Consider the following 18,083-nt stretch of genomic DNA (forward strand, 5'->3'; position numbering starts at 1 on the left):
GCGAAGGCGGGTCCGACCATCTGGTCGGGCCCGCCTTTGCTTGTGCTGGGCTGGGTCGGGTCGCGGGCGCAGCGGCATACCTCGGGGGCAACCGTCGAATCGAGGTATTGAGCGACTGCATACGGTCGCCAATCACCTCGAACGAGGCGGTGTCAGAAGCCGGCTCCGGGGTTGAGGATGCCCTGGGGGTCGAGGGCGTTCTTGATGCGGTGGGTCAGGGCCATGACGTCCGGGCCGAGCTGCTCGGGCAGGGCGGCGCGCTTGAGCCGGCCGATGCCGTGCTCGCCGGTGATGGTGCCCCCGAGGGCGATGGCCAGGCTCATCACCTCCGAGAACGCCCGGGCGGCGCGCTCCGTCACCGCGGCGTCCCCGGCGGGGTAGACGATGACGGGATGGGTGTTGCCGTCACCGGCGTGGGCCACGACGGGGATCTCGACGTCGTGCCGGCGCGAGATCTCCGCGATGCCGGTCAGCAGGTCGGGCAGGCGCGGCACGGGCACGCCGACGTCCTCGAGCATGATCGCGCCGCGCCGCTCGATGGCGACGATGGCGGCCCGGCGCGCGGCGACGAACATCTCGCCCTCGGCGGGGTCTGTCGTCGTGAAGCACTCGCGGGCGCCGCCGTCCTGGCAGAGGCGCTCCATGGCCGCGATCTCCTCGCCGCGGGCCGCGCCCGGTGCGTCGGACTGCGCGAGCAGCATCGCGCCCGCCTCACGGTCGAGACCCATGCTGCGGTGGTCCTCGACGGCGTTGATGGAGGCCGAGTCCATCAGCTCCATCATCGAGGCGCGCAGGGTGTTGCCGATGGCGACGACGACGCGGGCTGCGTCCTCGACCGTGTCGAAGGTGGCGACGAGCGTCGCCGGGGGTGCCTGGGCCGGGACGAGCCGCAGGGTCACCCCGGTCACGATCCCCAGGGTGCCCTCGCTGCCGACGAAGAGCTTGACGAGCGAGAGCCCCGCGGTGTCCTTGACGCGCTGCCCACCCAGGTGCACGAGCGTGCCGTCCGCCAGCACGACGTCCAGCCCGAGCACGTAGTCGGTGGTGACGCCGTACTTCACGCAGCACAGGCCGCCGGCATTGGTGGCGACGTTGCCGCCGATCGAGCAGATCTCGAAGGACGACGGGTCGGGCGGGTACCAGAGGCCGTGCTCGGCGGCGGCCTGCTTGACCTCGACGTTGAGCGCCCCGGCCTCCACCACGGCCGTGCGCGTGGCCGGGTCGATCTCGACGGCTCGCATCCGCTCCGTGCTGATCACCAAGCAGCCGTCGACGGCGTTCGCGCCGCCGGAGAGCCCGCTGCCGGCCCCGCGCGGCACGATCGTGACGCGGTGCTCGCCGGCCCACCGCACGGCGGCCTGCACGTCGGCCGCGCAGGTCGCGCGGACCACGGCGAGCGGCATGCCGGCGCTGGCGTCGGCGGTGTAGTCGAAGCGGTACGCCGCGACGCTCTCGCGCTCGGTCAGCAGCGCGCCGGGGGTCAGGGATCCCGCGAGTGCCTCGACGTCCTGGAGGTCGGGAGCGTCCTTGCTCAGTGTCGTCACCGGAACACCGTAACGACGACCTCCGTCCCACGCGCTCCGGGCCGGCGGATGGGCGTATGCCGGGTGCACCGTCCCCGCGTCACGTCGCGACGCCGGCAGCGCCGGATCGGCCGGCGCTGCCGGTAGGTTGACCGCCATGGGATGGCTGTCGCGCACCTTCAGGCCCGCTGCTCCGAGCACCGACCCTGCCCAGCACGGCACCCCCGCGGACGAGCCGCCGGTCCCAGCCGCTCCCGGAGGAGGGGTCCAGGCCCAGCCCCATGCCGAGCCCCATGCCGAGCCCCATGCCGAGCCCGATGCGGAGCCCCATGCCGAGCCGGAGGCCGCGACCGTCCCCGCGACGGCGCCGCAGGGCCAGCAGATGCCGCAGCAGGTGCCGACGTCCGGTCCCTCGAGCCCGGTCGGCCGCTACGGTCCACTCGTCAGCGTGACCCGGTTCGACGTCGCCCCAACCGAGCTCGAGTGGCAGCTGCCGCTCAACGGCGAGCTCTACCGGCTCATGCCCGGCTCGGACCGTCCCGACTACTCGCTCTTCGTGCTCGAGCGGCCGCTGCACTTCTATCCCGCTGAGGGCTTCGACCTCGGCCGCGTGGACGCCGAGCAGCGGGTCCAGGACCGCAAGGGCCGCACCATGGTGCGGGTGCACGCGATGCTCCTGTGTGCCCGCTTCGTCGGGCAGCAGCTGCACCCGGGCATGACAGACCTTGCCGTCAACCTCGCCTACGTCATCGACAACTCGCTGGCACGCGACCCCGAGGTCGACTTCGGCAAGATCGAGTTCGCTGCGACCGGGTTCCTCAGCGAGGGCCACGCTCCGCGTCCCGCGGCGCAGTCCGGCCGCGAGCCCACGCCGGAGGCGCAGCAGGCGGACGACAGGGCCGGGCAGCCGGACGACCAGGGGGCCGAGCGGCATACGTCCTCGGGCCTGTCGGACGTGCTCGACGAGCTGGCGCACACGCTGCGCGAGGGTGTGGAGGACCAGCGCGGCGCCCGCGTGGAGCGCCTCACCGCCGTGCTCACGGTCGACCCGGAACATCGGCTGACCGGGCTCTCCGGCAACGCGGACGGACAGCCGCCGGTGCCGACACCGGAGACGTTCGACCGCCTCGCGCAGGCACTGGGTCGTCTCGCCCCGCTCGGGGAGACCGGGCGCGTGGCCGCCGTGACGGTCCGGGTCGAGGGAGACACGGTGACCCACGAGGTGACCGCCACGCACGCCTGAGCACCAGCGGCCGAATCACCTGCCCTGCTTGGGCTTTCAGCCCCCGGCCACCTCGCGGTAGCTGCGCACGAGGGCACGGTCGACCAGCCGGCCGACGCTGGTCTCCCAGACCCCGCCGTCGAAGCTCTCGAAGACGAGCAGCCCGTCGCGGTCGGCGTACTCGACGAAGTCGCAGCTGCCGCTGCGGCCGGTGCCCGTGTGACCCCGCGCCGTGTAGCCGACCGTCCCGGAGCCCGAGCGCTCCCACGTGCGGCCGTCCAGCTCGAGCAGCTCACCTCCGGGTGCGCCGTCGAGGTCGTTGCGAGAGGTCCAGTGCACGACGGTCACGCCGCCGCGCGGACGGATCGAGAGCCACTCGGGGCGACCGGACTCGCTCTCGATGCAGTGCTCGGTCCAACGCACGCCGTCCATGTCGAAGTGCAGGGTGCCGACGACCGTGAAGGGCAGGCCCTCGAGCTCGAGCACGGCGCCGGGCGCCACCTGTGACGCCGTGAGCTCTGCACGCATGGACCCTCCTGTCGCGCGGGTTCCCACAGGGTAGCGGCGCGGCCACTCTCTCGCCCGGGTGTCGAACCAGCCCGAACCCGCGCGTAACTTCCGGCTCCCACCGTCGTTTCCCCCGTAGCCGAGTCGAGACGGCGGAAAGTCATGGTGGAGACCACATGGGTGTGGAGATCGCGGTCAAGGGTCTGACGAAGACCTTCGGTTCGCAGACGATCTGGCGGGACGTGACCCTCACGCTTCCCGCCGGCGAGATCTCGGTCATGCTCGGGCCCTCGGGCACCGGCAAGTCCGTGTTCCTCAAGACGCTGGTCGGCCTGCTCAAGCCGGACGCCGGGTCCATCGTCATCAACGGCCGCGACCTCACGCGCCTGCGCGAGGCCGACCTCTACGAGGTGCGCAAGCTGTTCGGGGTCCTCTTCCAGGACGGTGCGCTCTTCGGGTCGATGAACCTCTACGACAACGTCGCCTTCCCGCTGCGCGAGCACACGAAGAAGACCGAGTCCGAGATCAAGCGCATCGTCACCGAGAAGATGGACCTCGTCGGCCTCTCCGGCGCCGAGGGCAAGCTCCCCGGTGAGATCTCGGGCGGGATGCGCAAGCGTGCCGGCCTCGCCCGTGCCCTCGTGCTCGACCCTGAGATCCTGCTGATCGACGAGCCCGACTCTGGCCTCGACCCGGTGCGCACCTCCTACATCAACCAGCTCTTCATCGACCTCAACGCGCAGATCGACGCGACGTTCCTGATCGTCACGCACGACATCAACACGGCGCGCACCGTGCCCGACAACATCGGCCTGCTCTACCACAAGCACCTCGCGATGTTCGGTCCCCGCGAGATGCTGCTCAGCTCGGAGGAGCCGGTCGTGCGCCAGTTCCTCAACGCGCAGACGGTCGGGCCGATCGGCATGTCGGAGGAGAAGGACGCCGACGAGCTGGCGGCCGAGCAGGGACAGGAGCTCCCGCCGCTGCCTCCGATCGCCCTGCAGCTGGGCACGAGCGACGGCTCGCCCCGTCGCGCCGAGCGCCCGGCCGGCGACTGGTGCCGCGCCAACGGCGTCACCCCGCCGCCCGGCTCGTTCCTGTCGGACAAGGCCGGGGTGCCCGGGGTACGCCACCAGCCGCCCGCGGAGGCGCCCTCCGTCTCGCAGGCCGAGCCGTCCACCGGCTCGAACGGCTCCAACGACTCGAACGGCTCCAACGGCTCGAACGGCTCCACGGCGGACTCGTCCGAGCTCGTCGGCGAGGTGAGCTGACGTGGCCGCACCCCTCACCGGCGCCCTGCGGCAGTCGGGCTCGCTGTTCGCCCTCGCCCTCGACGTCATGCGGGCGCTGCCGAAGCGCCCGTTCCAGGTCAAGGAGTTCATCCAGCAGGCGTGGTTCATCGCCAGCGTCACGATCCTGCCGACAGCCCTGGTCTCCATCCCGTTCGGGGCCGTGATCGCCCTGCAGCTCGGCACCCTGACCCGTCAGCTCGGGGCCCAGTCCTACACGGGAGCCGCCAGCGTCCTGGCAGTCCTGCGCGAGGCCAGCCCCATCGTGACGGCGCTGCTCATCGCCGGGGCCGGTGGCTCCGCCATCTGCGCCGACCTCGGCTCCCGCAAGATCCGCGAGGAGATCGACGCGATGGAGGTGCTCGGCATCAGCCCCATCCAGCGCCTCGTCGTCCCACGGGTGCTCGCCTCGATGCTCATCGGCCTGCTGCTCAACGGACTCGTGTCGGTCGTCGGCGTCGTGGGCGGCTACGTCTTCAACGTCATCGTGCAGGGCGGCACGCCCGGCGCCTACATCGCCAGCTTCACGGCCCTGGCGCAGCTGCCCGACCTGTGGACCGCCGAGATCAAGGCCCTGATCTTCGGCGCCATCGCCGCCATCGTCGCGGCCTTCAAGGGCCTGAACGCCGGGGGCGGCCCCAAGGGTGTCGGGGACGCGGTGAACCAGAGCGTGGTCATCACCTTCATGCTCCTGTTCGTCGTCAACTTCGTCATCACGGCCGTCTACTTCCAAGTCGTCCCGCAGAAGATCTGAGGAGGCGACGATGGCGACCAACACCCAGGACCGCGCTCGCAGTGCCAGCGCCGAGCGGCTGCTCGACCTCGCGAGCCGTCCCTCCCGGGCCCTCGACTCGCTCGGTGAGCAGATGCGCTTCTACGTGCGATCCCTCGCCTGGAGCGGGCGCACGCTGCGGCGCTACAAGAAGGAGGTCGTGCGCCTGCTGGCCGAGGTCTCGCTCGGCACCGGTGCGCTGTCGGTGATCGGCGGCACGGTCGGCGTCATCGCCTTCCTCGCCTTCTTCACCGGCACCGAGGTCGGTCTGCAGGGCTACTCCTCCCTCGAGCAGCTGGGCACAGGCGCGTTCACCGGCTTCTTCTCCGCCTACCTCAACACCCGCGAGATCGCCCCGCTGGTCGCCGGCCTGGCGCTCGCGGCCACGGTCGGCTGCGGCTTCACCGCCCAGCTCGGCGCGATGCGCATCTCCGAGGAGGTGGACGCGCTTGAGGTCATGGGCATCCCGTCACTGCCCTTCCTTGTCACGACGCGCATGATCGCGGGCTTCATCGCCGTCATCCCGCTCTACGTGCTGGGCCTGCTCAGCTCGTATGCCGCGACGCGCTTCATCTCGACGGCGTACTTCGGCCAGTCCGAGGGCACCTACGACCACTACTTCCACCTGTTCCTGCCACCCGGCGACGTGTTCTGGTCCTTCGCCAAGGTGATGGTGTTCGCGGTCGTCATCATCCTCATCCACTGCTACTACGGCTACACCGCGTCGGGCGGCCCGGCCGGCGTCGGCGTGGCCGTCGGCACCGCAGTGCGGACCTCGATCGTGGCGATCAACATCGTCGACTTCTTCCTCTCCCTTGCCATCTGGGGCGCGACGACGAGCGTGAGGATCGCCGGATGAGCACCACTCCCGCCGAGCCCGTCACCGACGTCAGCACCGACGCGACGCCCGGGCCGATCACCCAGCACACGCGAAAGCGGCTGGGACAGAAGGCATACGGCCTCGTCTTCCTCGTCGTGCTGGCCCTGCTCCTCGGCCTCGCGATCGCCTCGTTCCAGAAGCGCTTCACCCCCGTCGTGATGGTGACGCTCGAGACCGACCGCCTCGGCAGCCAGCTGCAGGAGAGCTCCGACGTCAAGCTGCGCGGGCTGCTCGTCGGCGAGGTGCGCCACGTCGAGGCCACGCCCACAGGGGCGCGTCTCGAGCTGGCGCTGCAGCCCGACGAGGTCGCCAAGATCCCGTCCAACGTCGTGGCGCGGCTGCTGCCCAAGACGCTCTTCGGCGAGCGCTACGTCGACCTCGAGACTACCGGTGCCTCCGCGCGCCCGATCCGTGCCGGGGACGTCATCCCGCAGGACCGCAGCAAGGTCTCCATCGAGCTCGAGACCGTGCTCGACAACCTCTACCCGCTGCTGCGCACCGTCCAGCCGGCCAAGCTCGCCACGACCCTCGGCGCCCTGTCGACCACGCTCGAGGGCAGGGGCGACCAGATCGGCCGCAACCTGACGCTCGTCGACCGCTACTTCAAGGCGCTCAACCCCAGCATGCCGACGATCAAGCAGGACATCTCCCTGCTCGCCGACACCGCCGACCTCTACAACGGCATGGCCCCCGACTTCTTCCGGCTCACCGAGTCGCTACGCGTGACGAACAAGACGGTCGTCGAGAAGGACCAGCAGCTCGCCGCCTTCCTGGTGGGCACGGCCGGGTTCGCCAACGACACCGCCGGTTTCCTGCGCGACAACGAGCAGCGGATCATCCAGGTGGGGCGGGTCAGTCGGCCCACCCTGCAGCTGCTCGCCGAGTACTCGCCGATCTACCCCTGCGTCGCCTCGGGCCTCGTCAACTGGCTCCCGCGCGCCAACGCCGCCTTCTCCGGTGGCACCTTCCACATCACGCTCGAGGTCGTGCCGCCCCGCCAGCCCTACCGGCCGGGGGAGGAACCGCGGTGGGAGGACCGGCGCGGACCGCACTGCTACGGGCTGCCGACCCCCGGCGGATCGCAGGCCAACCCCTTCACCGGCAACCACTTCCAGGACGGCACCAAGCCGGCCAGCAACGCGCCGCCCTTCTCCGACATCCCCTCGGCGCTGCTCGGCAACGCCTCGGCCGCAGACTCCGGCACGGCCGGCACGGCCGAGGAGCAGCAGGTCATCGGTGCCCTGCTGGGCGGCGACGGCCAGCAGGCCTCGTCGGGAGGCAGCGGCATCCAGGCTCTCCTCGCGGGACCCATGATGCGCGGAACGGTGGTGAGCACCCGGTGAAGGTCAAGGGATCCCTCGTCAAGCTCATCATCTTCGCGGCGGTCACACTCTTCGCCACGAGCATCCTGGCGCTGACGATCGCCAACATCCAGCTCGGCTCGAAGGCGACGTACACCGCCGTGCTCAGCGACGCCACGGGCGTCATGGCCGGCCAGGACGTGCGCATCGCCGGCGTCCGCGTCGGCGAGGTCGAGGACGTGCGGGTGGCCCACGACGCGACCTCGCAGGGGGCCACCGCCGAGATCGACTTCTCGGTCCTGAAGAGCTCGGTCCTCACGCAGGGCACCGAGGTGACCGTGAAGTACCGCAACCTCGTCGGCCAGCGCTACCTCGCGCTCACCCAGGGCGCCGGCGCCCCGACGGCGCTGCCCGACGGCGCGACGATCCCCCTCTCGCGCACGCACCCGGCCCTCGACCTGACCGTCCTGTTCAACGGCTTCAAACCGCTCTTCGCAGCGCTCTCGCCGAGCGACGTCAACGAGCTGTCGGGCCTGCTCATCCAGACCCTGCAGGGCGAGGGCGGCAACGTGAACACGCTGCTCGCCAAGACGGCCAGCCTCACCTCGGCCATCGCCGACCGCGACGCCGTCATCGGGCGCACCATCGACAACCTCAACGCGGTGCTCGGCACGGTGGACGCCCACGACCAGCAGCTGCTCTCCCTCATCGACCAGCTCCAGCGCTTCACCAGCGGCCTGGCCGCCGACCGCGAGACCATCGGCCGCTCCCTGTCCGGCATCAATACACTCTCGGCCGAGACCGCCGACCTGCTCGTGTCGACGCGGCCGCTCATCAAGGACGACGTCGCCCAGCTGCGCACCCTCGCGACGACGCTCAACAAGGCGGCGAACGTCAAGGAGTTCGAGGCCTTCATCAGCAACGCGCCGGGCCGCATCGACACGCTGACACGCACGGCGACCTACGGCTCGTGGTTCAACTTCTACCTCTGCAAGTTCGACACGAAGAGCCCGATCCTGCCTGGTGTCAGCCCCACCTACGACGTCGCGTCCGCGAGGTGCAAATCATGAGCATCCCCTTCCGAGAGCGCAACCCGGTGCCCATCGGCGCCGTGGGCCTGCTCGTCATCGCGGTCCTGCTCTACCTGGCGTTCAACGCCGCGAACCTCCCGCTCATCGGCGGCGGCACGGCATACAGCGCGGCGTTCACGGAGGCGGGCGGCATCAAGCCCGACGACGACGTCCGCATCGCGGGTGTCAAGGTCGGCAAGGTCACGGGCGTCGACCTCGAGGACGGGCACGTCCGCGTCGACTTCACCATCACCGAGGACGCGAGCTTCGGCCCGCAGACCGGCGCCTCCATCCGCATGAAGACGATCCTCGGACAGAAGTACCTCGCGCTCGACCCCAAGGGCCAGGGCCAGCTCGACGCCGACAGCCAGATCCCCGTGTCGCGCACGGTGAGCTCCTACGACGTCATCAACGCCTTCCAGGACCTCACCACGACGACCGAGCGCATCGACACCGACGAGCTCGCCAAGTCCCTGACCGTCATCGCCTCGGAGTTCAAGGACAGCCCGCAGTACGTCCGGGCCACCCTCGACGGCCTCTCACGCCTCTCGCGCACGGTCGCCAGCCGCGACGCCGAGCTCGGCTCGCTGCTCAAGCGTGCCAACAGCGTGAGCGGCCTGGTGCGCAGCCGCAACCAGCAGGTGAGCACGCTCATCCGCGACGCCGACCTGCTCATGGTCGAGCTCGTCAAGCGCCGCGACGACATCCGCACGCTTTTCCGCAACACCTCGGCGCTGGCGCAGCAGCTCACCGGGCTGGCCCGCGACAACCGGGCCCAGCTGGGGCCCGCGCTCGCCGAGCTCGACAGGACGCTCGCGCTGCTCCAGAAGCACGACACCGACCTGCAGAAGACGATCCAGGCCATGGCGCCGTTCACGCGCGTCTACGCCAACACGCTCGGGACCGGGCGCTGGTTCGACACGTGGGTCTCCAACCTCGTCGTCCCGGTGGGCACGCCCGGTCTGGCGCTGCCCGGGACGAAGCTGCCCGACCTGCTCCTCCCCGGCACCTCCGGAGGTGGTCGCTGATGCGCGCGCCCCAGCCGTCCCGTATGGCGTTCGGCCGCCTGCACGCTCCCGTGACCGTGCTCGGCAAGGTGGTCGCAGGCCTCGTCGTCGTCGCGCTCGTCGCGGCCGCCGTCGCGTTCTGGCCGAGCCAGGGACAGACGACCGTCAGCGCCGACTTCACGCGGGCCGTCGGCCTCTACCCGGGCTCCGACGTGCGCATCCTCGGCGTCAAGGTCGGTCAGGTCGACAGTGTGACCCCCGAGGGCGACCACGTGCACGTCACCTTCAGCTACGACGACAAGTACCGCGTGCCCGCCTCGGCCAAGGCCGCGATCATCGCCCCCTCGCTCGTCTCGGACCGCTACGTCCAGCTGCTGCCGGTCTACCAGTCCGGCCCGGCGCTCGCCGCGGGCACGCGGATCCCCTTGGACCGCACGGCGGTTCCCGTCGAGCTCGACCGCGTCTCCCAGAGCCTCGACGACCTCATGGTGGCGCTGGGCCCCGACGGCGCCAACAAGAACGGCGCCCTCAACGAGCTGCTGCGCACGTCGGCGGCCAACCTCGGCGGCAACGGCGACAAGCTCAACGGCACGGTCCACGACCTGTCCACGGCCCTGTCGACCCTCTCGGGCAGCCGGGACGACCTCTTCGGGACCGTGAAGAACCTCCAGTCCTTCACCTCGATGCTCGCCGACAACAACGCGCAGGTGCGCCGGCTGAACTCCGACATGGCGACCGTGGCCGACCAGCTGAGCGAGGAGCGTGAGGACCTCAAGGCGTCGCTGCAGAGCCTCGGGGTGGCGGTCGACGAGGTCTCCACCTTCGTTTCCGACAACCGGGCCCTGCTCAAGAGCAACCTCGACCGTGCCGTCACCGTCACCGACGCCCTCGCGAAGAACCGCCAGGCGCTCGCCCAGGTGCTCGAGAACGCCCCCGTCGCGCTCTCCAACCTGCAGAACGCCTACCACCCGCAGACCGGCACCCTGGACACCCGCAACAACGCCAAGGGCCTCGACGACCCGCTGCTGCTGGTCTGCTCGATCCTGACCGGGCCGACCAACACCGGCAACACGCAGCTGTGCAACGCCCTCAAGAAGGGGGTGCTGCCGCTCCTGCCCACGCTGCCCTCGCTGCCGAGCGGCTCTGCCCTGCAGGGCACCCCGCAGCCGAGCGGCCTGGTCAACCTGCGTGGGGCCGACCCCACGCTCGGCGGACTCCTGGGAGGCTCCCGATGACGTATGCCGTCCGCTCCTTTCCCCGACGCGCCTCCACCGGTGTCACGCTGGTGTCGCTCGCGGCGCTCGCCCTCGGCGGCTGCAGCGCCTACGACCTGCCGCTCCCCGGCGGTGCCGGCACGGGCGACGACTCCTACACGGTGACGGCGGAGTTCGCCGACGTGCTCGACCTCGTGCCGCAGTCGTCGGTCAAGGTGAACCAGGTGACGGTGGGCACCGTCGAGGACATCCAGGTCACCGGCTGGACCGCGACGGTGCGCCTGCGGCTGCCCCGCAGCGTGGTCCTGCCCGACAACGCCACGGCGGAGCTCAAGCAGACCTCGCTGCTCGGCGAGAAGTACGTCGCGCTCGCGGCTCCCACCGACGTGGCACCCGAGGGACGCCTCGCGGAGGGGGACCGCATCCCCCTGTCGAGGACCAGCCGCAACCCCGAGGTCGAGGAGGTCCTCGGCGCGATGTCGCTGCTGCTCAACGGCGGCGGGGTCGCCCAGCTGAAGACCATCGAGACCGAGCTCAACAACGCCATGCGCGGACGCACCGGTGACATCAGGGACCTCGTCACGCAGCTGGGCACGTTCGTGGGGGGCCTCGACAGCCAGAAGGCCGAGATCGTCCGAGCGATCGACAGCATCGACCGGCTGTCCAAGACGCTCGCGGACAACCAGGCCAAGATCGCCGCCGCGCTGGACGAGCTGCCCAAGGGCCTGAAGATCCTCGCCGACCAGCGGCGTCAGCTGACCGCGATGCTGACCGCCCTGAGCAACCTGGGCGAGGTCGGCACGCGCGTCATCCGCGGCTCGCGGGCCGATCTCGAGGCCAACCTTCGCGCGATCAGCCCGATCCTGCGCCAGCTCAACAAGGCCGGCGACGACCTGCCCAAGAGCTACCAGCTGCTGCTGACGTATCCCTTCCCCAACAACGCGCAGAACACCGTCAAGGGCGACTACACGAACCTGTGGGCGACGCTCGACACCAACCTGGGCACGATCGCCGGCAACCTCGGCGTCGGCCGCCTGCCGCAGGTGCCCAACGGGCCGCTCCCGTCGGTGCCGCTGCCCTCGGTCCCCGTGCCCTCCGTGCCCCTCCCGTCGGTGCCCTTGCCGAAGGTCCCCGTGCCGACGGTGAGCGGCGTTCCGCTGCCGACGACGCTGCCGGGTGGCCTGACCGGCTCCGCGGCCTCGGGACCGGGCTCCTCCGAGGCGGCGTCGTGGTCCACCCTCTTCCCCACGGGAGGTTCCCGATGATCACCAGGACCGTCCGGCTGCAGCTGGCCGCCTTCGCCCTGCTGTCGGTGACCCTCGTCGCGATCCTGTCGGCCAACTACGTCGGGCTCACCGACAAGATCGCCGGGGGCAGCTACCTCGTCTCGGCCGACCTCGCGCAGTCCGGCGGCATCTTCGTCGGTGCCGAGGTGACCTACCGCGGCGTCACCGTGGGCAAGGTCGAGGCCCTGCGGCTGTCCGGCAACGGTGTCGCGGTTGACGCGAGGCTCGACCGCGGCACCCAGGTCCCCAAGGACACCAGGGCGGTCGTCGAGAACCGGTCGGCGGTGGGGGAGCAGTACCTCGACCTGCAGCCGCGCACGTCGAGTGCCCCGTTCCTCGCGGCCGGCGACGTCATCCCGCGCGACCGCACCGCCTACCCGATCCGGATCGACCAGCTGCTGCAGCACGTCGACGACACGGTCGCGTCCGTGCCCCGGGAGTCGCTCGTGACGACCGTCGACGAGCTGGCCAAGGCCTTCCAGGGCGGTGGCACGGACCTGCAGCGACTGGTCGACTCGGGCAACGCGCTGACGGCGGCCGCGTCCGAGGCGCTGCCGCAGACGACCCGGCTCATCGACGACGGGCGGATCGTCCTCGACACCCAGGTCAAGAGCGGCGCGGACATACGCCGGAGCGTCTCCGGCTTCGCCGACGTGGCCGACGCGCTGCGCCAGGCCGACCCCGACCTGCGGGTGGTGCTCGACCGGGGCTCGGTCGCGACCTCGCAGCTCGATGCGCTCATCACCGAGAACAAGCAGAGCCTGGCAGCGCTGCTGGCCAACTTCATCACCGTCGGCAACGTCACGACGGCCCGGCTCGACGGCATCGAGCAGCTCCTCGTCACCTACCCGGACGTCGTGACCGGCGGGTTCACCGTCGTTCCGGGAGACGGCACCGCGCACTTCGGTCTCGTGCTCAACGCCGACGACCCCAAGGCCTGCGAGGTCGGCTACGAGGGCACGACGAAGGTCGACCCCAACCGCACGACCGGTCTGCCGCCGCTCAACCGCGACGCCCACTGCGCCGCCGCCCGCGGTTCCGGGGTGAACGTCCGCGGCGCCCAGAACGCCCCGAAGCCCACGCCGGGCGCCCAGGGTGGGCGCAGCTATCCCATGGCCTTCGGGGCGACGCCGGTCGCCTTGGGCAACCCGGCCGTGACCTCCGGGCGCCCTGCCTCGTTGTCAGTCCAGTCGCCGGTCGCCCCGACCGGCGGCGACGGACGGACCGACAACGGCACGAGCTGGCTCTGGATGATGCAGGAGGCGCTCCGCTAGCCGGTGACGGAAGGAACCCCTCGATGACGATGGCCCCCACCCGCTCGCACACCGAGCGGCCCCCGCGGACGGCGGAGACGCCCGACGACCCCGAGCTGAGCGCCCCCGACGCCGAGGCGCCCGAGGCGGTGCCGGACCGCGCGGGACCCACAGACACGCCACGTGCGGGGCTCAGGGGAGTCCGCACGTGGCGGCCCTCGGCCCGCCTGCTCTGGGTCCTGGCGGCCCTCCTGGTCGCCGCGGCGGTCGCCGTGACCGCCACTGCCGGGCGCGCGACGTGGCAGCAGCAGCGTGACGAGGACGCGCGCGCGGCCGCCCTGGCCGCCGGGCGCCAGATCGCGGTCAACTTCGTGACGATGAGCGCCTCGACCTTCGACGCCGACACCAAGCGGGTCCTCGACGAGGCGACCGGCACGTTCGCGAAGGAGTACGCGTCCACGCTGGCGCAGCTCAAGCCGGTCGTGACCGCCAACAAGACCGTCTCCACGGTGGAGCGGGCGGAGGCCGCGCTGGTGTCCGGGGACCAGGACTCGGCGAAGGTCATCGTCGGGGTGGTCGCCCCGACCTCCAACGCCTCGACGCCCAAACCCGAGAAGAAGACGTACCGGCTCCGCCTCGACCTGGTGAAGGTCGGCGACGCGTGGAAGGTGAGCACCCTTGACTTCGTCAGCTGACCCCCGCCGGGCCGCCCCGGCCCAGGCCAACCCGCGCAAGCGCGTCGCCGGTGCCCGCCGGCGGCTCCAGCCCGGCCAGACACCGACCTCCGGGCCCGGCTCTGCGCCCACTGCGGCGTCCACCCCCGTTCGACCCGCCGCGCCGACGGCGCCTGCCGGCACCTCGACGGCGTCGGGTGGCGCGGCCACGGCGACGGCCACGCTCGAGCGACCCGCTGTCCACCCGGCACTCGACACGGAGCCCCGACCGGACGCCGCCGACCTCGGCGCCGGGCCGGCCCTCGCGGACGAGACCGCCGAGCAGGAGTCACCAGGTGAGGTCGCCGAGCACGCGACCGCGCGCCGGTCACGTCGGCTCTGGATCCCTGCCGTCGCCGTCGCGACGGCGCTCGCCCTGATCGCCGCCGCGCTGGTCTACGCCCTGCGCCCGACGGTGTCCGACGCCGACCGGACCGCTGCCGTCGGATCGGCTCGGACGACCCTTGAGACCCTGCTCAGCTACAGCGGCGCCTCCTTCGACAAGCACGTCGACGAGGTGCTGCCGCAGCTGGCCTCGCCCTTCAAGGACCAGTTCACCAAGGTGGCGGCCACGGACATCAAGCCGATGGCGGTCAAGAACGAGGCCACGGTGCAGGCCAAGGTCTACGAGGCCGGCGTCATGGACGCGTCCGGCGACGGCGGCGAGGGCACGACGGTGCGTGTCATGGCCTTCGTCAACCAGGCCACCACCACGAAGGCGCAGCCGGCACCGGCCATCGACCAGAACCGCGTGATCGCCACGATGCGCAAGACCGGCGACCGCTGGCTCGTCAGCGACCTGTCCGCCTACTGACCCCACCCCCACCCCCACCGTCGAGTGGGCACTCTCCGACGCAGGCGTGCGGGAAGTGCCCACTCGACCGGCTCAGGGGGTTGGCATACTTCACGTTGTGAAGCTCATTCAGGCCAATGGTGTCCCCGAGTCCCTCGCCCGCGTCCGCGAGCCGAAGACGCCGCCCGTGCGGGTGGCCCTCGTCCAGCACGAGTGGGTCGACGACCCCGAGGCTCTCGTCGAGACGCTGCGTGACGGCATCCGCACCGCCGCCGAGGCCGGCGCGCGCATCGTGTTCCTGCCCGAGCTGACCCTCTCGCGCTACCCGGCCGACACGCTGCCGCAGGGCACCCCGTCGGCCACTGCCGAGGACCTCGAGACCGGGCCGACGGTGACCTTCGCCCGGGAGGCGGCGCGCGACTTCGGCGTGTTCGTCCACGCCTCGCTCTACGAGCGTGCGGAGCAGGGCGACGGGCTCGGCTTCAACACCGCGGTCGTCGTCGCCCCGAGCGGGCAGGTGGTGGCCCGCACGCGCAAGACCCACATCCCCGTCACGGCCGGCTACTACGAGGACAAGTACTTCCGCCCCGGACCCGCCGACGACGCGTACCCCCTCGTCACGCTCGACGACCCCTCGCTCAGGCTGGGGCTGCCGACGTGCTGGGACGAGTGGTTCCCGGAGGTCGCGCGGCTCTACTCGCTCGCCGGCGCCGAGGTGCTCTGCTACCCGACGGCCATCGGCTCCGAGCCCGACCACCCCGGCTTCGACACCCAGCCGCTGTGGCAGCAGGTGATCGTCGGCAACGGCATCGCCAACGGCCTGTTCATGGTGGTGCCCAACCGCTTCGGCACCGAGGGCCTCATCACCTTCTACGGCAGCTCCTTCATCTCCGACCCCTACGGCCGCATCCTCGTGCAGGCGCCACGTGACGAGGCGGCCGTCCTCGTCGCGGATCTCGACCTCTCGCAGCGGGGCGACTGGCTCGAGCTCTTCCCCTTCCTCGAGACGCGCCGACCCGACTCGTATGCCGCCCTGACGGCCCCCGTGCGCGAGGAGCACCGTCGCGAGGTGGTGGAGTGACCGACCCGGCACCGGCTCCCGGGCGGGCCGGGACGGCCGAGGGGGCTGACGCGTCGTCGGCCGGCGGCTGGCTCATGCCCTCGGAGACCGACCGCCATGAATGCACCTGGATGGCGTGGCCGAGCGCCGGCTACACCCTCGGCGACACCCCCGAGGAGGTGGCCGCGGCTCGGCGCACCTGGGCCGCGGTCGCCAACGCGGTGATCGAGTTCGAGCCGGTGCGCATGGTGGTGGTCCCCGCGGACGTCCCGGTCGCGCGGCAGCACCTGCACCCGGACGTCGAGCTGCTCGAGGCCGAGCTCGACGACGCCTGGATGCGCGACATCGGCCCGACGTTCGTCCGCTCCCGCGACGGAGCCCGTCTCGGGGCCGTCGACTGGGTGTTCAACGGCTGGGGCGCCCAGTCCTGGGCGTCATGGGAGCACGACTCCCGCATCGGCGCGTTCGTCACGCAGGCCACCGGCGCCGACGCCATCGGCTCCGCCCTCGTCAACGAGGGCGGGGGCATCCACGTCGACGGCCTCGGCACGGTGCTGCTGACCGAGACCGTCCAGCTCGACCCGGGCCGCAACCCGGGTCTCATCCGCGCCGACGTCGAGGCCGAGCTCGCCCGGACCATCGGCGCGACGACGTGCATCTGGCTGCCGCGGGGCCTGACCCGCGACTACGACGAGTTCGGGACCCGCGGTCACGTCGACATCGTCGCGACCATCCCGAGCCCCGGCGTGGTGCTGCTGCACGACCAGCAGGACGCCTCCCACCCCGACCACGCCGTCTCACGGCAGCTGCGTGAGCTGCTCGAGGACGCACGGGACGCGAGGGGGCAGCGCTTCGAGGTGGTCGGCGTGCCGGCGCCGCGGACACTGGCGGACGCCGAGGGGCCGGTGGACTGGTCGTACATCAACCACCTCGTCGTCAACGACGGCGTCATCGCCTGCACCTTCGGGGACGAGCAGGACGACGCGTCCCTCGGGGTGCTCGCCGACGCGTACCCCGGCCGTCGGGTCGTGGGGGTGGACGCCCGCCCGCTGTTCGACCGCGGCGGCGGCATCCACTGCATCACCCAGCAGCAGCCGGCTCTCTGAGGTCCCGCCCGGACACGCCTCGGGTGCGCACCTCCGCAACCGGACGTGCCCACTCGACGGTGTGGTGGGGCCCTGCTGTCGTCGGGGCCTGCTCGGCCTCGGCGGCAGGTGTCTCAGGCGTGCGGGAGGCGCTTGTGGATGTCCTGGCTCATGCGGACCACCGAGAGGTAGAACTCGAGGGTCATGCGCACGATGGCCAGGTAGATGACGAGCAGGATCGGTCCGAGCACGAGCACCACGAGCCCGGAGGCCAGGCTGCTGGCGAAGCCGGCGATGAGGAAGACGAGCCACATCGCCCCCAGGGCGACCGTCGCCAGCACGTAGACGATGCGGACGAGGATCGGCGTCACGAAGTTGTTGAAGCTGAAGTCGAAGAGCGCCGTGAAGAAGCCGGCGCCCTCCTGCGCCGGCTCGGGGACGCTCGACATGCCGCCGGACCCGCCCGTGCCACCAGCCGGGGTGACGGGCGGCGGGGGAGGAGGCGTGGCGCCCGTCCCGGCACCGGTGGTCCCCGGCGTGCCCGGCGCACCGGGAGGTCCCGGCGTGCCGGACTGGCTGCTCGGCATCGGCGTCGTGGGGTCGCTACCCACAGGCCGGTTGAAGGACGGCTGCTCGGGCGGGTTCTGATCGGACATGGCATCCCTCTCGGAAGGAGCGTGCGGATCGTCGGTGCTCCCCATGCTAGGTCGGCGTCACCGTCCCGTGGCGTGGCACACGCCGCCGTGCGGCGGCCTGTTCTCGCAGGTCAGCGGGGTTCCGACGCCCCCTGCCCAGGGCCTCGGCGACGCGCCGCGGACGGGCAGGTCTTGACGCGAAGCGCGCAGAGGGCCATATTCGTCGCGTTCGCATCGCGAGCCCCCGGTCCGGGGGGCGTGGCAGGTCACGCCGAGGGGCCGCGGCCTTCCAGGCCGCGTGAGCACCTCGGCCGACGAATTCCGCCCCTTGACCCGGCTGGACACTCCTGCCCTTTGGGGGTAGGCTAAGCCTTTGCGCTGCCCATGCCCACCCTTCACGACCTCGGTTGACCACCCACCGTGCCACCCGGCATCCGGTACGACCCCGGGACCCGTGAGCGGAGCCATGCGGC

Annotated in this window: 17 protein-coding genes; 14 read left to right on the forward strand and 3 right to left on the reverse strand. The window is 71.4% G+C overall.

The annotated features are described in order from the left end of the window. Positions 1 to 152 precede the first annotated feature (152 nt). Entirely contained in the window at positions 153 to 1,544 is a 1,392-nt protein-coding gene (locus ABD241_RS14465; RefSeq protein ID WP_344063982.1) for an FAD-binding oxidoreductase, read from the reverse strand. A 136-nt stretch (positions 1,545 to 1,680) separates the two neighbouring features. On the opposite strand from ABD241_RS14465, the gene ABD241_RS14470 reads away from it, so the two are divergent. Next, positions 1,681 to 2,766, forward strand: coding sequence for a hypothetical protein (locus ABD241_RS14470; protein ID WP_344063985.1), 1,086 nt, complete (start codon positions 1,681 to 1,683; stop codon positions 2,764 to 2,766). 36 nt (positions 2,767 to 2,802) lie between these two features. Here the strand turns inward: ABD241_RS14470 and ABD241_RS14475 are convergent, their stop codons facing one another. Then, on the reverse strand, positions 2,803 to 3,273 hold the full coding sequence (locus ABD241_RS14475) for a DUF4178 domain-containing protein (protein ID WP_344063988.1): 471 nt from the start codon (positions 3,271 to 3,273) through the stop codon (positions 2,803 to 2,805). A 155-nt stretch (positions 3,274 to 3,428) separates the two neighbouring features. Here ABD241_RS14475 and ABD241_RS14480 point away from each other — a divergent pair, with 155 nt between their 5' ends. The 13 genes from ABD241_RS14480 (at position 3,429) to ABD241_RS14540 (ending at position 16,996) form a co-directional block, all read left to right on the forward strand. Continuing rightward, complete coding sequence (locus ABD241_RS14480) at positions 3,429 to 4,523, forward strand: ABC transporter ATP-binding protein (protein WP_344063991.1); 1,095 nt, start codon at positions 3,429 to 3,431, stop codon at positions 4,521 to 4,523. A 1-nt stretch (position 4,524) separates the two neighbouring features. After that, positions 4,525 to 5,295, forward strand: a complete 771-nt coding sequence (locus ABD241_RS14485) for an MlaE family ABC transporter permease (RefSeq protein ID WP_425580787.1) — start codon at positions 4,525 to 4,527, stop codon at positions 5,293 to 5,295. A 10-nt stretch (positions 5,296 to 5,305) separates the two neighbouring features. Further along, positions 5,306 to 6,172 carry an MlaE family ABC transporter permease gene (locus tag ABD241_RS14490; protein WP_425580788.1) on the forward strand — a complete coding sequence of 289 codons (867 nt, stop codon included), beginning with the start codon at positions 5,306 to 5,308 and terminating at the stop codon, positions 6,170 to 6,172. Next, positions 6,169 to 7,536, forward strand: coding sequence for an MCE family protein (locus ABD241_RS14495; protein ID WP_344063994.1), 1,368 nt, complete (start codon positions 6,169 to 6,171; stop codon positions 7,534 to 7,536). Before ABD241_RS14490 ends, ABD241_RS14495 begins: the two co-directional genes overlap by 4 nt. Further along, positions 7,533 to 8,564 carry an MCE family protein gene (locus ABD241_RS14500; RefSeq protein ID WP_344063997.1) on the forward strand — a complete coding sequence of 344 codons (1,032 nt, stop codon included), beginning with the start codon at positions 7,533 to 7,535 and terminating at the stop codon, positions 8,562 to 8,564. Before ABD241_RS14495 ends, ABD241_RS14500 begins: the two co-directional genes overlap by 4 nt. Further along, positions 8,561 to 9,592 (forward strand): MCE family protein, encoded by a 1,032-nt coding sequence (locus ABD241_RS14505; RefSeq protein ID WP_344064000.1) that lies wholly within the window; start codon positions 8,561 to 8,563, stop codon positions 9,590 to 9,592. The genes ABD241_RS14500 and ABD241_RS14505 overlap by 4 nt, the downstream gene beginning before the upstream one ends. Then, complete coding sequence (locus ABD241_RS14510) at positions 9,592 to 10,806, forward strand: MCE family protein (protein WP_344064002.1); 1,215 nt, start codon at positions 9,592 to 9,594, stop codon at positions 10,804 to 10,806. The genes ABD241_RS14505 and ABD241_RS14510 overlap by 1 nt, the downstream gene beginning before the upstream one ends. Further along, on the forward strand, positions 10,803 to 12,050 hold the full coding sequence (locus ABD241_RS14515; protein WP_344064005.1) for an MCE family protein: 1,248 nt from the start codon (positions 10,803 to 10,805) through the stop codon (positions 12,048 to 12,050). The genes ABD241_RS14510 and ABD241_RS14515 overlap by 4 nt, the downstream gene beginning before the upstream one ends. Next, positions 12,047 to 13,345: an MCE family protein gene (locus tag ABD241_RS14520; protein ID WP_344064008.1), complete on the forward strand. Its 1,299-nt coding sequence runs from the start codon at positions 12,047 to 12,049 to the stop codon at positions 13,343 to 13,345. The genes ABD241_RS14515 and ABD241_RS14520 overlap by 4 nt, the downstream gene beginning before the upstream one ends. Positions 13,346 to 13,368: 23 nt before the next feature. Continuing rightward, complete coding sequence (locus tag ABD241_RS14525; RefSeq protein ID WP_344064011.1) at positions 13,369 to 14,019, forward strand: hypothetical protein; 651 nt, start codon at positions 13,369 to 13,371, stop codon at positions 14,017 to 14,019. Beyond that, positions 14,003 to 14,851, forward strand: a complete 849-nt coding sequence (locus ABD241_RS14530; protein WP_344064013.1) for a hypothetical protein — start codon at positions 14,003 to 14,005, stop codon at positions 14,849 to 14,851. The genes ABD241_RS14525 and ABD241_RS14530 overlap by 17 nt, the downstream gene beginning before the upstream one ends. A 97-nt stretch (positions 14,852 to 14,948) precedes the next feature. After that, a complete protein-coding gene (locus tag ABD241_RS14535; RefSeq protein WP_344064016.1) occupies positions 14,949 to 15,911 on the forward strand; it encodes a nitrilase-related carbon-nitrogen hydrolase in 963 nt (320 codons plus the stop codon). Between the two features lie 74 nt (positions 15,912 to 15,985). Continuing rightward, on the forward strand, positions 15,986 to 16,996 hold the full coding sequence (locus ABD241_RS14540; protein ID WP_344064217.1) for an agmatine deiminase family protein: 1,011 nt from the start codon (positions 15,986 to 15,988) through the stop codon (positions 16,994 to 16,996). A gap of 113 nt (positions 16,997 to 17,109) precedes the next feature. Here the strand turns inward: ABD241_RS14540 and ABD241_RS14545 are convergent, their stop codons facing one another. Beyond that, a complete protein-coding gene (locus ABD241_RS14545; protein ID WP_344064018.1) occupies positions 17,110 to 17,631 on the reverse strand; it encodes a DUF4282 domain-containing protein in 522 nt (173 codons plus the stop codon). Positions 17,632 to 18,083 lie beyond the last annotated feature (452 nt).

It is taken from the genome of Terrabacter lapilli, assembly GCF_039531305.1.
Lineage (GTDB): Bacteria > Actinomycetota > Actinomycetes > Actinomycetales > Dermatophilaceae > Terrabacter > Terrabacter lapilli.

What these genes read in the sequence shown, in the direction of transcription:
- ABD241_RS14525 (WP_344064011.1), top strand. Translation starts at nt 13,369, where the DNA reads ATGACGATGGCCCCCACCCGCTCGCACACCGAGCGGCCCCCGCGGACG.
- ABD241_RS14515 (WP_344064005.1), top strand. Translation starts at nt 10,803, where the DNA reads ATGACGTATGCCGTCCGCTCCTTTCCCCGACGCGCCTCCACCGGTGTC.
- ABD241_RS14505 (WP_344064000.1), top strand. Translation starts at nt 8,561, where the DNA reads ATGAGCATCCCCTTCCGAGAGCGCAACCCGGTGCCCATCGGCGCCGTG.
- ABD241_RS14510 (WP_344064002.1), top strand. Translation starts at nt 9,592, where the DNA reads ATGCGCGCGCCCCAGCCGTCCCGTATGGCGTTCGGCCGCCTGCACGCT.
- ABD241_RS14540 (WP_344064217.1), top strand. Translation starts at nt 15,986, where the DNA reads ATGCCCTCGGAGACCGACCGCCATGAATGCACCTGGATGGCGTGGCCG.
- ABD241_RS14475 (WP_344063988.1), bottom strand. Translation starts at nt 3,273, where the DNA reads ATGCGTGCAGAGCTCACGGCGTCACAGGTGGCGCCCGGCGCCGTGCTC.
- ABD241_RS14470 (WP_344063985.1), top strand. Translation starts at nt 1,681, where the DNA reads ATGGGATGGCTGTCGCGCACCTTCAGGCCCGCTGCTCCGAGCACCGAC.
- ABD241_RS14490 (WP_425580788.1), top strand. Translation starts at nt 5,306, where the DNA reads ATGGCGACCAACACCCAGGACCGCGCTCGCAGTGCCAGCGCCGAGCGG.
- ABD241_RS14495 (WP_344063994.1), top strand. Translation starts at nt 6,169, where the DNA reads ATGAGCACCACTCCCGCCGAGCCCGTCACCGACGTCAGCACCGACGCG.
- ABD241_RS14545 (WP_344064018.1), bottom strand. Translation starts at nt 17,631, where the DNA reads ATGTCCGATCAGAACCCGCCCGAGCAGCCGTCCTTCAACCGGCCTGTG.
- ABD241_RS14480 (WP_344063991.1), top strand. Translation starts at nt 3,429, where the DNA reads ATGGGTGTGGAGATCGCGGTCAAGGGTCTGACGAAGACCTTCGGTTCG.
- ABD241_RS14520 (WP_344064008.1), top strand. Translation starts at nt 12,047, where the DNA reads ATGATCACCAGGACCGTCCGGCTGCAGCTGGCCGCCTTCGCCCTGCTG.